General features: G+C 63.3%; 14 protein-coding genes. 9 read left to right on the top strand and 5 right to left on the bottom strand.

Annotated features, from left to right (window positions below; genetic code table 11):
- Positions 1 to 4: 4 nt before the first annotated feature.
- Both VGG89_12690 and VGG89_12685 read left to right on the top strand, forming a co-directional pair.
- Positions 5 to 1,144: a hypothetical protein gene (locus VGG89_12690; GenBank protein ID HEY1977403.1), complete on the top strand. Its 1,140-nt coding sequence runs from the start codon at positions 5 to 7 to the stop codon at positions 1,142 to 1,144.
- A 20-nt stretch (positions 1,145 to 1,164) separates the two neighbouring features.
- Positions 1,165 to 2,100: a hypothetical protein gene (locus VGG89_12685; protein HEY1977402.1), complete on the top strand. Its 936-nt coding sequence runs from the start codon at positions 1,165 to 1,167 to the stop codon at positions 2,098 to 2,100.
- Here VGG89_12685 and VGG89_12680 read toward each other — a convergent pair whose 3' ends face one another.
- Positions 2,101 to 2,868 (bottom strand): alpha/beta hydrolase, encoded by a 768-nt coding sequence (locus VGG89_12680; protein ID HEY1977401.1) that lies wholly within the window; start codon positions 2,866 to 2,868, stop codon positions 2,101 to 2,103.
- Positions 2,869 to 2,991: 123 nt separating this feature from the next.
- Here VGG89_12680 and VGG89_12675 point away from each other — a divergent pair, with 123 nt between their 5' ends.
- Positions 2,992 to 5,121 (top strand): NB-ARC domain-containing protein, encoded by a 2,130-nt coding sequence (locus tag VGG89_12675; GenBank protein ID HEY1977400.1) that lies wholly within the window; start codon positions 2,992 to 2,994, stop codon positions 5,119 to 5,121.
- Here the strand turns inward: VGG89_12675 and VGG89_12670 are convergent.
- Positions 5,118 to 5,477 carry a 4a-hydroxytetrahydrobiopterin dehydratase gene (locus VGG89_12670; GenBank protein ID HEY1977399.1) on the bottom strand — a complete coding sequence of 120 codons (360 nt, stop codon included), beginning with the start codon at positions 5,475 to 5,477 and terminating at the stop codon, positions 5,118 to 5,120. The two genes, VGG89_12675 and VGG89_12670, sit on opposite strands and share 4 nt — an antisense overlap.
- A 1-nt stretch (position 5,478) precedes the next feature.
- On the opposite strand from VGG89_12670, the gene VGG89_12665 reads away from it, so the two are divergent.
- Complete coding sequence (locus VGG89_12665) at positions 5,479 to 6,015, top strand: CoA pyrophosphatase (GenBank protein HEY1977398.1); 537 nt, start codon at positions 5,479 to 5,481, stop codon at positions 6,013 to 6,015.
- Here VGG89_12665 and VGG89_12660 read toward each other — a convergent pair.
- The 3 genes from VGG89_12660 to VGG89_12650 all read right to left on the bottom strand — a co-directional run bounded on the left by VGG89_12660 (position 6,007) and on the right by VGG89_12650 (position 10,258).
- Positions 6,007 to 9,111 (bottom strand): diguanylate cyclase, encoded by a 3,105-nt coding sequence (locus VGG89_12660; protein ID HEY1977397.1) that lies wholly within the window; start codon positions 9,109 to 9,111, stop codon positions 6,007 to 6,009. The genes VGG89_12665 and VGG89_12660 overlap by 9 nt on opposite strands.
- 3 nt (positions 9,112 to 9,114) lie before the next feature.
- Complete coding sequence (locus tag VGG89_12655) at positions 9,115 to 9,876, bottom strand: hypothetical protein (GenBank protein ID HEY1977396.1); 762 nt, start codon at positions 9,874 to 9,876, stop codon at positions 9,115 to 9,117.
- A gap of 85 nt (positions 9,877 to 9,961) precedes the next feature.
- Complete coding sequence (locus tag VGG89_12650; GenBank protein ID HEY1977395.1) at positions 9,962 to 10,258, bottom strand: hypothetical protein; 297 nt, start codon at positions 10,256 to 10,258, stop codon at positions 9,962 to 9,964.
- An 85-nt stretch (positions 10,259 to 10,343) separates the two neighbouring features.
- On the opposite strand from VGG89_12650, the gene VGG89_12645 reads away from it, so the two are divergent.
- From VGG89_12645 to VGG89_12625, 5 genes are all read left to right on the top strand, one after another.
- Positions 10,344 to 10,856 carry an adenine phosphoribosyltransferase gene (locus VGG89_12645; GenBank protein HEY1977394.1) on the top strand — a complete coding sequence of 171 codons (513 nt, stop codon included), beginning with the start codon at positions 10,344 to 10,346 and terminating at the stop codon, positions 10,854 to 10,856.
- Complete coding sequence (locus VGG89_12640; GenBank protein ID HEY1977393.1) at positions 10,831 to 11,334, top strand: hypothetical protein; 504 nt, start codon at positions 10,831 to 10,833, stop codon at positions 11,332 to 11,334. The genes VGG89_12645 and VGG89_12640 overlap by 26 nt, the downstream gene beginning before the upstream one ends.
- Positions 11,335 to 11,391: 57 nt before the next feature.
- Positions 11,392 to 11,778, top strand: coding sequence for a hypothetical protein (locus VGG89_12635; protein HEY1977392.1), 387 nt, complete (start codon positions 11,392 to 11,394; stop codon positions 11,776 to 11,778).
- Between the two features lie 62 nt (positions 11,779 to 11,840).
- Entirely contained in the window at positions 11,841 to 14,000 is a 2,160-nt protein-coding gene (locus VGG89_12630) for a bifunctional (p)ppGpp synthetase/guanosine-3',5'-bis(diphosphate) 3'-pyrophosphohydrolase (protein HEY1977391.1), read from the top strand.
- Complete coding sequence (locus tag VGG89_12625; GenBank protein ID HEY1977390.1) at positions 14,000 to 14,758, top strand: sulfite exporter TauE/SafE family protein; 759 nt, start codon at positions 14,000 to 14,002, stop codon at positions 14,756 to 14,758. Before VGG89_12630 ends, VGG89_12625 begins: the two co-directional genes overlap by 1 nt.
- Positions 14,759 to 14,767 lie beyond the last annotated feature (9 nt).

Below are 14,767 nucleotides of genomic sequence, written 5' to 3'. Positions count from 1 at the left end.
CTCGATGCGACACTGTCCCAAGCTCGTCGCCGTCAGTTCGCTTGCGCTTGCCGGATCGCTGTTGGCGGGTTGCGCCGGCTCGACTGGGTCGTTTGGTCCGGCGCAATCGCGGCCGAACGCGTCGTTCGGGAAGACGTCCGCGGCTAAAGCGATCGTCCGAGCGTGGGGCGAGGGCATGATGCGCGAGGGGCTTCCTCACGCGGGCTGCTTTAGGGCCGAATATCCGGCGACGGCTTGGTCGCGCGTCGCTTGCGGGGCGGCGCCGAAGGTCGTCTTTCCGCCGCGAAGAGGCCGGATCAATCCATCGATTATTGGTAACGGCAACGACTACGGCATCGATGTGTTGCCGGTGACGATGTTGGGCGCGATCGGTTCGTTTGAAGACGTTAGCGGCGTCAAGACCGTCACGAGCTGCGCTCCTAAATATGCGAGCGGGACGAGCTGTGGAACGCACGGACTCGGGAATAACGTCTACTCGCTGCAGCTCAATTCGAACAACTTCTCGACTTCGTCGTGCGGGAAGATCCGGCACTGCTTGGGCTGGGAGCAGTTCGTCTACACGAATCAGCCAAAATACTACAGCGGCGGCGGAGAGCTCATCATCCAGGACTGGCTATTGTCGACCTCCACCAAAAAGATCAAGTGTCCACCGAAACAGAACTGGATGGCAAGCGGCGGCGACTGCTACAAAAACGCTCCCAACTCGGTCTTGGTGCCGACGGTCCCGATCGCGCAGCTCGCGGACGTCCGCTTAGCCGGCAGCGCCGGTTCCAACGGCGACAGCGTGTTCTTCTCCGTCGGCGGATACGTATACGGAATGAAAAACGCGCAGGACGACGGCGTGACCGACTTGAGTCAACATTGGACCGGTGCCGAGTTCAACGTAGTCGGAAATAGCGACGGGAATCAGGCAGTGTTTAACGCCGGAGCGACGATTACCGTGCGTCTCGAGGCCGTGACCGGCTACTCGACGGCCGCCGCGTGCGCCGGCAACTCCGGCACGACTGGTGAGGAGAACAATCTCTCGTTCGTCGCACCGCCCTCGACCGTGAATAAGGAGCAGTATCCGTCGATCGCGTTCACCGAAAGCAACGCGACGAGTCCTCCGGGACCTCCGTCGTGTGTCTCCGTCGCCGGACGCTAGTTCTTAGGAGGTATTTTTCGATGACGCATTTCTACCGTATCGGGTCCATCGCCGCATTCGTTGCGCTAGCAGCGTGCTCGCAAACCGGTGGTCCGGTTACTCCGCCGCCGAATGCCGCCTTTCGAGACGGCGCCTCGAACGGTTATACGGTTGCCGGCTATACCTATCGCATTATGCCGTTGCGAACGGCATCGCACGCGAGGCAACCGGCCGGCGGCGGCCTGACGTATCCCGACGACCTCACGAATTACGGCGGTCCCGTGATGAAGTCGGCAGCCGCGCACAATATCTACGTCAACTGTCCCGCTAAGAACCAGAGCTGCTGGGGCGCGCCGGAACCCTTTCAAACCGGTCTTAAGGGAAGCTCGTTTGCCGGCATGCTCGCGCAATATACGGGAAGCGGTGCCGGCGCGTATTCATTTGGCGACTCGACCAGCGTCTCGTTCACCGTTTACAAAGGAACGGCGCTCTACGAAAACGATCTCTTCGCGATCGTCCACGAGGTCGCCGCGAAGTTAAAGGCGACCGGTTACGCAAATATCTATCACGTCTTTCTGCCCAAAGGCACCGATACGTGCTTTGACTTTTCGAAGCAATGCTATTCGCCGGACTATGGACCGGCCTTCGCTTTCTGCGCGTACCACGGTACCGTCAAGTACTCCGACTTAGGATTGGTAATTTATTCGATCGAGCCGTATCAAGACGTTCGGGGCTGCTTGACGAAGAAGTCGCGGGGCGCGTCCGAGGTGACGAACTCGACGATCTCGACGCTCGCGCACGAAACGTACGAATCGATTACCGATCCCGGGCCTAAACTCGCGTGGTACAACTTCGTCGGCGGCGAGATTGGGGACGAATGCGAGTTCTTCGTCTCGCCCGTCAAGATTGCGGGGCGCATCTACAACTCGCAGCCGATGTACTCAAACAAGTATCACGCGTGTGCCACGAAACCGTAACTAGACTCCGGCGATAAAGCCGATAACCGCTGCCGCAAAAGCGCCGGGGGCCGCGACCATCGGAAGATGTCCGCAGCCTTCGATCGCCGTGGTGCGCGCGTGCGGGATCGCGGACGCAAGTTGCCGCGACAGCCATGGCGGTAACAGCCGGTCTTGCGCGCCCCAGACGACGTGTACCGGCGCGGAGATGCGCTCCAGCCGCTCGAGCGTGTCGACGGTGGCGGCGAGATCCCACTGCCGCGCGATTGCGTCGCGCGGTGCGAGCGGGCCGAGCGCCAGTGCCGCATCGGTCATCGTAAACAGATCGGCGTCGCGTAAGGTCGCCTCGCCCCAACCGGCGTAGATCAGCGCCGCGAGCAGCGAACGGTCGTCGTCGACGTGCACGGCGAGATCGCGCATCAACGACATAACGTTGGCGGCGTACGTGTCGCCCCGCGCCCAAGTGGAGACGAGGGTCAACGACGCGACGCGATCGGGATGGGCGATGGCGAGCTCTTGCGTGACCGCGCCGCCGAGCGAATGACCGAGCACGTGGGCACGCGTCGATCCGGCCGCGTCCATGACCGCGATCGTATCCTGCACGAGCTCGAGCATGCCGTACGCGCTTGGCGACGCCGTCTCGGCGCTGCTATCGCGGCAATCGAAGGCGATCGTGCGAAAGCTTTCGGCGAGTTGCGGCCGCACGAGATTCCACAGCGGACGCGTCGACGCGACGCCGGGAATGAGGAGGAGGTCCGGGCCGTTTCCGGCTACGTCGAACGGCAGCACGCTGTCACATACGACGAAGCCGCGCATCGATCATTGGATCGGGGTAATACGCGGTGAGCTCGGGGCCGTATCGAAACCGCACCCTACGCAGGCGCGCCGATAGGGAGCCAGAAATCGGGACGAATGGCCCAGAACCTGCCGCGCCACGCGATGCCGATCGTCGGCCGCGAGCGCGAGATCGCAAGCACCGTCGAGGCGCTGCACGGTTCGCATCTCGTCACGATTTCGGGCGCAGGGGGCATCGGTAAAACGCGTTTGGCCGTCGAAGTCGCGCACGTCGCTCTCAGCAACGGAAGCGGCGGCGACGGCTGGTTCGTCGACCTGGCTCCGGTGAGCGATCCGCAGATCGTGCCGCACGCCGTCGCCGCGGCGATTGGCTTAGAGCTGACGCCGAAGCAGGACCCAGTCGAAGCCCTCGTCGTGGCGCTGCGTAATCAGCGCGTGCTTCTCGTGCTCGATAACTGCGAACATTTGCTGGCGCCGACTTCGGCGTTCGTTCGGTCGATCGTGGCCGCATGTCCGCACGTGCGCGTGCTGGCCACCAGCCGCGAGCCGCTGGGCGTCGAGGGCGAGTTCGTCTATCGCTTGGGTACGCTCGACGAAGAGGCCGCGATGGAGTTATTCTCGGAGTACGCGCTGCAAGCGGATCCGAGCTTCTCGCCGGCGGGGCGCAACCTTCCCGTGCTGCGCGACATCTGCAAGCGTTGTGACGGCATCGCGCTGGCGATCGTGCTCGCAGCGGCAAACATCCGGGTCATGCCGCTAGGTCAACTGCGCGCCCGCCTCGACGGACGATTCCGCTTACTCGTAGCCGGCAGCCGCACCTTGATGTTGCCGCGTCATCAGACGATGCAGGCGCTCATCGACTGGAGCTACGAGCTGCTCACCGAGAACGAACGCCGCGTCTTTACGCGATTGGGCGTTTTTAGCGGCAGTTTCGATAAGGAAGCCGCGCGCGCGGTCGTTGCCGGGGACGATGAGAACGGCGAGGCGCTCGACGCCGTCGTCGACGCGCTCGTGGTAAAGTCGATGCTCGTCTCCGAGAACGAGCGGTACCGCATGCTCGAGTCGATTCGCCAATACGCGATCGAACATTTGGACGCCGCCGATCAAAAACGGGCTCGCGCCGCCCACGCTGCATTTTTTGCACGGCGTGCGGCGGAAGCCGCCGACACTTTTGGTGAAGGATCGGAAGAAGCGTGGCTGGCACGACACGGATTCGATCTCGACAACTTCCGCGCCGCGCTCGATTGGCTGCGCAACGACGACCTTCGCTCGGCCGCGTCGGTCGCCGCGGATTTGGCCGATTTTTGGGAGTTCAACAATCTCGCAGGCGAAGGACTACGCCGTTCCGAGGTCATTCTGGCGGGGCTCGCCTTTCCTGACAAACTCGAATCGCTGCGGCTCCTGCTTGCGGTAGCCCGGCTCGCGCTGTCCGCGCGGATCTATCATCGCAGTTTCGAAACCGCCGAGCGGGCGCGAAAGCTCGCCGAAGCGAGCAAGGACGAACGCGCCCTCGCCGAAGCCCGGCGCCTTTCGGGCCGCGCGCGATATTTGCTCGCGATCGAGCCGGAAAAAAGCTTGTGGGACCTCCACGACGCGCTCGATGTTATTCGCAAGTACGAGAAGCCGTTTGCGATCGCCCGCGCGCTGCGCGACTACGCGTCCGCGCTGGCGCAAAAGGACTCGGCCGAGGGGCGGAAACTCTTGCTCGAAGCGCTCGAGCTCGCGCAGTCGGTCGGCTGGCCGCGCTTGACCGCACACGTCGAGATCAACGTCGCCGAGCGTGAGTTTCGCAGCGGAAACGTTCCGTCCGCGGTCGAGCGCGCGCGCGAAGTCATCGGTGTGCTGCGCCGGCGGCGCTCGCCGCTGCAGCTCGGCCACGCCTTGACCAACTTGGCCGCGTACTTGAGTGTTAACGGCGAAGGTGACGAGGCGATTTCCGTCGCGCGGGAAGCCGCGACCATCGGCCGAGCGCACGACACCCAGAACTACGTCGCGCTCCCGGTGCAAAGCGCCGCGCTTGTGCTGGCGGCGCGCGGCGAGATCGCGACGGCGGCGCGCCTTCTCGGCTACGTCGACGCCTTCTACGACCGCTATAACATGAAGCGCGAGCTGACGGAAAAAATCGTGTACGAGCGTTTGCTGGCGTTGCTCGCGCAACGCCTAAGCGAAGAAGAGATGGAGCGCGAACGCGCGACCGGCCGGCGACTCGACGACGCGGAAGTATCGGCGCTGGCGTTCGTTTCCTAAGCCGGCAGCGCTGCGTCGCACTTGGCGGCGAAGATGAAGTCGCTCTCGGTCAAACCGCCGATCTTGTGCGTCCAGATTTCGATGCCCAACGTTCCCCACGCGACGGCAAGGTTGGGATGATGCTGCTGCTCCTCGGCGATCTCCCCAACGCGCACCGCGGCGCGCAAGGCGCCTGCGAAATCGTCGAAGCGGTACGTTCTCTCGAGCAGCGAGATCGATCCGCGCTTAGGATCCTCGCGAGAGACGATGCGCCAGCTCGAATCGAGCTGCGCGAGCAGCGGCGCGCTTTGGGCCGGCTCCAGCGGCGGTACGCCGCCGCGACAGGGAACGCACGTCTTTTGCGCTAGTTCACTCACGGTGCAGTCGCTTCGCCGCCAAGCCGCGGTAGTCATCGGCATCTTTCGCAACGCGCCGCACGGCGTGGTCTTCGTCGAGCGGGCGGCGCACCTGCGCGATCATCCGGGACAGATCGGTTTGCCGGGCGGCAGCGTTCATCCCGAAGATGCGGATCTTCAGGCGACCGCGCTGCGCGAGCTGCACGAGGAAGTCGGCATCGAACCGGCGCGCGTGACGATCGTCCAACGGTTGCCGATGTTCAGCCAGCGCACGGTCAATAACTTCGACGTCACACCGTTCGTGGCGGTGATCGAACCCGGCGAGCTGAGGATCGATTCCAGCGAGACGGCGGGCGTCTTTACGGTTCCGCTCGAGACGATCGTCGGCGAGGGTCTGCGCGAAGGCCACGTCGAGCATCGCGGCCTGCGCGTGCAGAGTCTCGTGCTGGATTACCAGGGCTATCGTATCTGGGGCTTTACCGCCCGGATTCTCGAGGCGTTCGTGGCGCAGTGGAAAGAAGGCGATTTGCGAGAGCGCGTCTTCGCCGCGCTACGCTGAAGTCAGAGCGATCGCTTCGTCTTCTTTCATCGTCGCGCCGGCGGCCGTCGCCCGCGCCAGCGCGGTTTCGTCGAGCTCTTCGTTTAGCGTCGCGAGCAGCCGGCGGTACAGCACTTCCTCACTTTGATCGGCTTGGCGCCCGGGATGGAGCGTGCCGAAGCGCCCGTTGCAAAAGCCGAGCAGCATCGCGCCGCGTTCCGGATCGCCGAACTCCGTTGCGACGAACGCGTAGGCCTGAAGCGCGAACGTCAAAGTCGGATGGAAACGCGTCTTGCGCGACACGGCGATCGCATCGCGTATCGCTTGCCGCGCGAGCTCCCATTCGCTCAATGCGCAGGCGTAGTTGGCCAGGTTGACGACTGCCGTCGCATAGATCTCGTTCGACCCGGAACGCCTGGCGAACGCTTCGGCCTCGCGCCCGTACTCGAGCGCGCGACGATCTTCGCCGGCCGAACACTCGAGGTCGCTGATCCACGTCAGCATGCTGGCGATCTGCCGGTCGTTGCCGTGCGCGCGCATCAGTGCAAGGCTCTCTTCCAGGACGGCGCGCTTGGCCGGGAAGTCCGAAATGTCGATCGTCAAGCCGCGGGTACGCAGCGACAACGCGAGCTGGATCGGATCGCCCAAATCGCGTGCGATCTCGATCGATTCGCACGCCAGCTCGTCGGCGAGCGCGCGATCGTCGCGGAAATACCACCCGATTATCTGCGCCGTGCCGCGCAGCGCTTCGGCCAACTGCTGACGATCGAGATTCGCGCGGAAGATCTCGATGGCGCGCTCGCCCGCCGCGCGCATCCGTGCGGCCGGAAGGTCGCGACCCGAAGTCGTCATCAAGAGATTCAAGCGGCCCTCGACGCGAGGCGCCCTTCCTTTGGGCAGCAGTTCGAGTGCGCGCACCATCCAGCGCGTCGCTTCGCTGGGCATGTAGTCGTTAAAGAAATTCGACGTGGCTGCCGCGAGGGCGGCGCCCAGGACGACGTCGCCGCGCCGATCGAGCGACCAATCGAGAGCCACGCGAAAGTTGTCGACGTCCGGCTCGAGCGCGTCAAGCCACTCGCGAGAAGGCGTGCGCCGGTACATCGCGTCGGCCTGACGCGTCATTGCCTCGTAGTAGTCCGCGTGGCGACGCTCGAGCCACTCGACCTCACCCGCCTCGTGCAATTTCTCGCTGGCAAACGCGTGAATCGAATCGAGTAAGCGGTAGCGATCGTCGTGATCGGGATCACCGGTTGACAGCGACTTGCGAATGAGACCGGTCAGCAGGTCGAAGACGTCCTCGGCTTCCACGTGCGTTCCCGAGCAGATCTCGGTGACGGCATCGAAGGTGAAGCTGCCGGCGAAAACGGCGAGGCGCCGCAACAGCGTTTGCTCGGCCTCCGTCAACAGATCGTAGCTCCAGCCGATCATGGCGTGCATCGTCCGCTGCCGCGGAACGGCGGTACGGTCGCCGCCGGTCAGCAGACGAAACTCGCGCAGGCGCTGCGCGACTTGGGCAAGCCCGATCACCCCGACGCGCGAGGCCGCCAACTCGATGGCCAACGCGATCCCGTCGACGGCACGGCAAACTTCGACGACGAGCGCAACGTTAGAGTCGTCGAGCACGAAGTCGCGCTTTACTTCCATCGCGCGTTCGGTGAACAGCGCGACGGCGTCGTACTCGATCGCCGCAGCCGCGGTCACTTCCGTACCCGCCGCCGGCATCGAGAGCAACGGAAGGCGGTAGACGGCCTCGCCGGCGATTCCCAGCGGCTCGCGGCTGGTCGCGAGAATCGTCAGCTTCTGACAATGGCGCAGCAGCGCGATCGAAAGATTGGCGACGTCGCCGATCAAGTGCTCGCAGTTATCGAGCACCAGCAGCATGTCTTTCGATTCGAGAATGATGGCCAGCGCGTCGGTCGCGCTCTCATCGAGAGAAACTTCGCCGGCGAACGCGGCGGCGATGCGCGACGCGATGAGCGATGGGTCGGTGACGGGCGAAAGATCGACGAACCACGCTCCGTCGGCGAAACGGTTCGTTCCCTCGGAAGCCACCTCGATGACCGTGCGCGTCTTGCCCGTACCGCCGGTACCCACGATCGAGACGAGGCGGTGTTTGCCGAGCAGGCCGGCGACTTGAGCGATCTCGGTCTTGCGACCGATCGTGCGCGTGAGCTGCAGCGGCAAGTTGTTGAGCGCGGCGATGCGGCGCGGGCGCGCCGGCTCGGCGGCGCTTTGATAATCGCGTGCGTAGACGCGATTGCGGCCGCCGAGTTTCGCACGGTACAGTGCGTCATCGGCAGCGTTGAGTAGCGAACCGGCATCCTGCCCCGAGGCCGGCGTGTCGCATGCGACACCTAAGCTCATCGATAGGTGCTGCAGCGACGATCCGGCGTGAACGATGCTCAGCGATTCGACGGCCGCGCGCATCTGTTCGGCGATTTGGGTTGCGCCGGCCAGATCGGTTCCCGGAAGCAATGCGACGAACTCTTCGCCGCCGTAGCGCGCGACGAGATCGGCGGGACGCGCGACACAGTCGTGCAGCGCGTGCGCGACGCGCTGCAAGCACAAATCGCCGGCCTGGTGACCGTAGTTATCGTTGAAGCCCTTGAAGAAGTCGAGATCCATCATGATCAGCGCGAGCGGCGCGCTATCGCGGGCCGCGCGCGACCATTCCGATCCGAGCGCCTCATCGAACCGCCGGCGATTGGCGACCCCGGTCAAGCCGTCGGAAAACGCAAGCTGCGCGAATCGCTCGCTCGTCGCCGTCGTGCGCTCGTGGTAGAGTCTCGATCCGGCATAAAGCGCACACGATTCCAGCAGCGTCATCTGCTCGGCGCCGCACTTTGCTCCCGTTAACCAGATCGCGCCGAGCAGCGTTCTGCCGAAACAAATCGGCACGACGAGCACTCCCGGCGGCGCCTGCGCACCGGACTCGCGCGTCACGATCGACACCGACTCGGTGTCGACGAGTTCGGCGAGAATCGTGCAGCACTGGTCCCATAAGTCGGAGACCGGAGCGTCGGTCGAGAGCACCTCGGCGAACGCCCGCACCAAATGAGCGCGTTCTAACGGGCTCGATGATGCTGCGCCGGGGACCGAAGCGAGCGTGCGCCTCACCCGTTAGGGGTTCGACGACGGTTGGGGGCAGTCTTTGAGCAGCGTAATTCCGGGCTGCGCGCTGTGCTGCATGACGTACTGCACGAGCGGCGGTTCGCCGTCGCGTTTGTCGGCCGGAGGCCACTGGAAGAGCATCGGCGCGCTTTGGTTCTGGAACGGGTTCTGCGGTGCGCTTTCGTAGTACCAGGGGTAGTCGAGCAGCACCGTCTCGACGTGCCCGTCGGGGAAGTGCACGGACATTTGCACGTCCACCCAATAGCCGCGCGTTTGGGGGTCGAACTTCGCTCCGTGCGGATCCACGAACTCCACGTAGCCGCACGGCTCGTTTCCGGCCGCCGCGCCGTTCCCGCTCCCGGCATTTCCGGCACCCGTACCGTTGCCCCCGTTTCCAACGCTTCCGGCACCGCTGGCCTTACCGGCGCCGGCGCCTTGCGCGCCGACCGGTATGTCCCAGATGGGCTTGGTGTTGGAGAACTTTGGCGGCTTCGGGCGGGCCGCGCCTTGGCGGTGCACCGTTTCTCGGCGTGCGGAAGCACCGGTCGTCGTTTGGGCAACGATACGCGGTTCGACTGGAGCGATAATGCGCGCGTGGCTAATGACGCGCGGCGGTTTCGGCGGCGGAGGCGGCGTCGGCGTCGGAATCGATCGCACCGTGATGTGCACGATTTCGAAGCGGCTGACGACCTCGCGCTCCGGCGGCGAGTTCGTGCGCGGAATCAATCCGGCGATGATTTCGTGGATCGCGATGGCAATTGCAAAGGCCACGGCCATCCGTCGAGCGTCGCCGTTACCGAAAAGAACGCCGAGCCATCCGCGTTTGGATGACCCGGCGCGCCGTGATTGGAGGCTATTAGTTAGGATTGGTATTGTACGTTTGGACGTACCACTGCTTGAACTGGTCGTAGGTCGGATAGTAATTGTACTTGTGATAGAACCAGTCGCGGTACGCGTCTTGACGGCGGCTGACTTCTTTGTGCTCCTGCCGTTTCTGACGAACCTTTCTCGAGTAGTTTATGGCTAGCGGCACCGCTGCTGCTGAGAACAGTATGATGTTGCGGGTGCTCGCTGCACCGTCGGCGAGCGCGGGTGCCGATGCACCCGCAGCCAGCGCCGCCACCAGGACGGTCGCGAGGGCTCGCTGTTTCATTGGTGTTCGATCCTTTCCCGAGGCTCGAACCCCGTCAGGTTAACGTAGAGGCGCCCTAGGGCGTTCCTCGAATCCCCGTTTCCCGATGGAGATCGAAGCCCTCATTCGAGCGATCCCGGATTTTCCGATTCCCGGGATCCTTTTCCGTGACATTACCCCGTTGTTGAAAGATAAGCAAGGCTTCAGGCGGGCAATCGACCTCTTCGTCGAGCGTTTCATCGGGCAAGGAATCGATTACGTCGTCGGAATCGAGGCCCGCGGCTACGTCCTCGGCGCCCCCATCGCCTATGCGATCGGCGCGGGATTCATTCCGGTACGCAAACCCGGAAAGCTTCCGCACGAGAAGCTGACCGAGGAATACGCGCTGGAGTATGGTACGAACTCGCTCGAAATTCACGCCGACGCGCTCTCTCAGGGAGACCGCGTGCTGGTGGTCGACGATCTGCTAGCCACCGGCGGAACGGCGGCCGCGACGCGCCGTCTGCTGGAACGCCTCGGCGCTACCGTCGCCGCATTTGCCTTTCTCGTCGAGCTCGACGGCCTTCACGGCCGTAAAGCGTTACAGGGGTCTGATGTCGTCACGTTCGTTACGTATTAGTGCAAGCGCCGCGCTGGCGGTGCTGCTTGCCGTTGTCGTCTGCGGCGTCGCGCACGCACGGCCGCATCCCACGCCGACCCCGTCGCCGACGCCCACCCCGGTTGCCGACCCGGCAATCACGAAGCTCGTGCGGCAACAGTTTGTCGCAATGCAGTCGGGGAGCATCAACAAGTCGCTCTACAGTCCAGGCCTGCGCGTGAAACTGACCGACGCCATGGTCACCGACCTGTCGCAAAAGCTCGCCGTGCTCGGGCCGCTTACCGACACCGTCTACATCGGGCCGTTCTACACCAACGACATTCCGTCCGACGCGCACGGCTATATCTATCAAATGATGTGCCGCGAGGGGAACGTCTATCTGCTCACCATCGTCGACGCGCAGGGCAAGATCGCGACGATATACTTCAAGAACAAGCTGACCACCGAGACGATCGAAGTTCCGGCGACTGGGCAGCCGTCGCCTGACGCCTCGCCGTAACGTCTAATCTCAGCTTCATCCCAGGACGGCCGTCCTGAAACGGTCTACAATTCTCGCATGAAGACGTTAGCTGTGGTACTCTGCGCACTGCTCGCGACCGCAGCCCCGGCCTTCGCGCACGGCGGCGATGGGGGAGGCGGTGGACCGGTGATGAGCGGCTCCCCGATTCAGACCGGGTTCCCGATTCACACCGGATTCCCGATTCAGGCCGGCTTCCCGACGCAAGGCGGATTTCCGATAATTTCGCGACCGGAGCCTGACCGGAAGATGATGCCGGATCCAAAGCGCAAAGAGCGCGCGGCGCTGATCGACTACGGTGATCTTTGCACGGCAGCGATCTCCGTGCCGGCGATCTACCAGCGTTATCAGGTCAAGGGCGGACCGCCGTGCCCTGTCCAGACCCAGAACGGGATGCTGGCGCTGCCGCCGGCGTTCTCGTGGTAAGCGCGAATTTAAGCGGTTTTTGACGGTTTTGGCCCCTGCGATATAATAGCGGGATACCCGCCATGACTATCCAGGAGCTCATCACCCGCGTTCAACTCTACGACCCGTCGGTCGACGGCGGGTGGCTCGTGCGCGTGTACGAGGTTGCCGACGCTGCTCACGAAGGCCAGCGGCGCGCCTCGGGTGAGTCTTACATCGAACACCCGCTTGCCGTTGCCGGGATTCTCGCCGAACTCGAGATGGACCGGCACACGATCGCGGCCGCGCTGCTGCACGACGTTGTCGAGGACACGTCGATCACGAGCGAGCAAGTCACCGGCGAGTTCGGCGACGAGATCGCGCACCTCGTCGAAGGCGTTACGAAGTTGACGCGGATCCCTTATCAGTCGAAGGAAGACGCGCAGGTCGAAAACCTGCGCAAGATGTTCATGGCGATGGCCAAGGACATTCGCGTCATCATCATCAAGCTCGCCGACCGCCTGCACAATATGCGGACCCTGCAGAGCCTTCCGGCCTCCAAACAGCAGGCCATCGCGCGCGAGACGCTCGACATCTACGCACCGATCGCGCACCGCCTGGGGATCTGGAAAATCAAATGGGAGATCGAGGACATCTGCCTTCGGTATCTCGATCCCGAGCCGTATCGCGAAATCGTCGAGCGCGTCGCCAAGACGCGCCACGAACGCGAAGCCGACGTCGAAGAAGCCATCGCGCGGCTGCGCCGCGACTTCAAGGATCTCAACATCAACGCCGAGATCCACGGCAGACCCAAGCACTTCTATTCGATATACTCGAAGATCAAGAAGGGCCGCGACTTCTCGACGATTTACGATCTGACGGCGATCCGCATCATCGTCGACACCGTCAAAGACTGCTACGCCGCCCTCGGCGCCGTGCACGCGATGTGGACCCCGCTTCCGGGTCGATTCAAAGACTACATCGCGATGCCCAAGCCCAACATGTACCAGTCGCTGCACACGACGGTCGTCGGGCCGACGGGCGAACCGCTCGAAATCCAAATTCGAACCTGGGAGATGCATCGTACGAGCGAGTACGGCATCGCGGCGCACTGGCGCTATAAGGAAGGCGGCAAGGCCGACCAGTTCGAGAACAAGCTGTCGTGGCTGCGCGCGTTGCTCGAGTGGCAAAAAGATATGCGCGACTCGCGCGTGTTCATGGAGAACCTAAAGATCGATTTGTTCGATACTCAGGTTTTCGTTTTTTCTCCGCGCGGCGACGTCTTCTCGATGCCGGCCGGCGGCACGCCGCTCGATTTTGCTTACTCCGTGCATACCGACGTCGGAAATCACTGCGTCGGCGCGAAGGTGAACGGGCGCATCGTTCCGCTCGATTATCAGCTCAATAACGGCGACATTTGCGAGATTCTCGTTAATAAGTCGAGTGCTCGGCCGTCGCTGGATTGGCTTTCGGTCGTCAAGACGTCGAGCGCAAAACACAAGATCAAGCAGTGGTTCCGTAAGGAGCGGCGCGAGGAGAACGTGTTGGCCGGTCAGGAGGCGCTCGAGCAAGAGCTCGTGCGCCAAGGGTTGCGCGTCGACATCGCTCGGGGTGAGCTCATCGAGCGGATCGCCAAGCGGCTCAACGTTCTGACGCCGACGGATCTATTCGCGGCGATCGGCTTCGGCGATCAGTCCGCGCAAGCGGTTGCCAACCGCATTCGCGAGGAAGTCAAAATCGACAACGTCGTGGATCTCACCAAGATCCGCAAAACGCCGGTGCGGCGCAACGCGCGCAAGTCGTCGGGTGTGCGCATCGCCGGGGTCGACGATGTGCTCGTGCGGCTGTCGAAGTGCTGCTCGCCGGTGCCGGGCGACCCGATAATCGGATACGTGACGATCGGTCGCGGGGTCAGCGTGCATCGTGCCGATTGTCCCAACGTCGCTTACATGAACGCAACGCCCGAGCGCATTCTGCAGGCGCAGTGGTTGGTCGACGCCGATCTCACCCACGCCGTCGACGTCGAGGTCGAAGCCGAAGACCGGCCGGCGCTGCTGCAAGATATCATGGGCGTCTTCGCGGAGCTCAAGACCCAGGTCAGCTCGGTCAACGCGCGCGTTCGGCGTGACGGAATGGCGGTGACGAGCCTTACGGTGCAGATACGCGACCTCGACCATCTGCACAAACTTCTGACGAAGCTCGGCTCGCTCAAGAACGTGCGGCGCGTCTACCGCGTCACCAAACGCGAGCGCGTCGCGCCTTAGTGTCGCCCCACGCATTCGTCCCCCTCGGTGCCGCGTTTGTTGCCGGGGCGATGAATAGCGTCGCGGGAGGCGGGAGCTTCCTTTCGTTTCCGTCGCTCGTGTTCGCCGGCGTTGCGCCGATCTCGGCCAATGCGACCAACAACGCGGCGATGTGGGTCGGACAGATCGGCAGCGCGCACGGCTATCGAGAGGAGGTTAAGGCGCATCGCTCGATCTTCGTCGCGGCCGTCGCCGTGAGCGTCGTCGGCGCCTTGATCGGCGCAATTCTCCTATTGATGACGCCGGCTAAGCTGTTCGAGCGGCTCATTCCATGGCTGCTGCTCTTTGCGACGCTGATCTTTGCATCCAGCCCATTGTTGAAGCGGGGATCGTCCGCGCGAACACCGAGTCACGCGCCGTGGCAGATTGTCGTGCAGTTTTTTGTTGCAATTTACGGCGGCTATTTCGGCGCCGGAATGGGCATCGTAATGCTTGCGGTGCTCTCGTTCTCGGGGCTGCCGAACTTCAACGCTCAAAACGCCATCAAGAACGTGCTCTCGGTAGCGATCAACGGCGTCGCACTGATACCGTTCATCGTTGCCCGTATCGTCGACTGGCGCTTCGCGATCCCGATGGCGGCGATCGCACTAGCAGGCGGCTACTTGGGAGCGCGTTTTTTTCGTCGCCTCCCTCAGGCGGTCGCCCGCACGGTCGTCATCGTCATAGGTGCCTGCATGACGATCGTATTCTTCGCCGTCCCGGGCCTGCTCGTCAAGTAGCAGCGTCGA

It is taken from the genome of Candidatus Baltobacteraceae bacterium, from assembly GCA_036488875.1.
Lineage (GTDB): Bacteria > Vulcanimicrobiota > Vulcanimicrobiia > Vulcanimicrobiales > Vulcanimicrobiaceae > JAFAHZ01.
Note: the sequence above shows the minus strand (reverse complement) of the source record. Positions and strands in the feature narration are given on the sequence as shown.

Excerpts from the sequence above, each read along its gene's own strand:
- VGG89_12690 (HEY1977403.1), top strand. The coding sequence starts at position 5 with ATGCGACACTGTCCCAAGCTCGTCGCCGTCAGTTCGCTTGCGCTTGCC.
- VGG89_12685 (HEY1977402.1), top strand. The coding sequence starts at position 1,165 with ATGACGCATTTCTACCGTATCGGGTCCATCGCCGCATTCGTTGCGCTA.
- VGG89_12675 (HEY1977400.1), top strand. The coding sequence starts at position 2,992 with ATGGCCCAGAACCTGCCGCGCCACGCGATGCCGATCGTCGGCCGCGAG.
- VGG89_12650 (HEY1977395.1), bottom strand. The coding sequence starts at position 10,258 with ATGAAACAGCGAGCCCTCGCGACCGTCCTGGTGGCGGCGCTGGCTGCG.
- VGG89_12645 (HEY1977394.1), top strand. The coding sequence starts at position 10,344 with ATGGAGATCGAAGCCCTCATTCGAGCGATCCCGGATTTTCCGATTCCC.
- VGG89_12640 (HEY1977393.1), top strand. The coding sequence starts at position 10,831 with ATGTCGTCACGTTCGTTACGTATTAGTGCAAGCGCCGCGCTGGCGGTG.
- VGG89_12635 (HEY1977392.1), top strand. The coding sequence starts at position 11,392 with ATGAAGACGTTAGCTGTGGTACTCTGCGCACTGCTCGCGACCGCAGCC.
- VGG89_12630 (HEY1977391.1), top strand. The coding sequence starts at position 11,841 with ATGACTATCCAGGAGCTCATCACCCGCGTTCAACTCTACGACCCGTCG.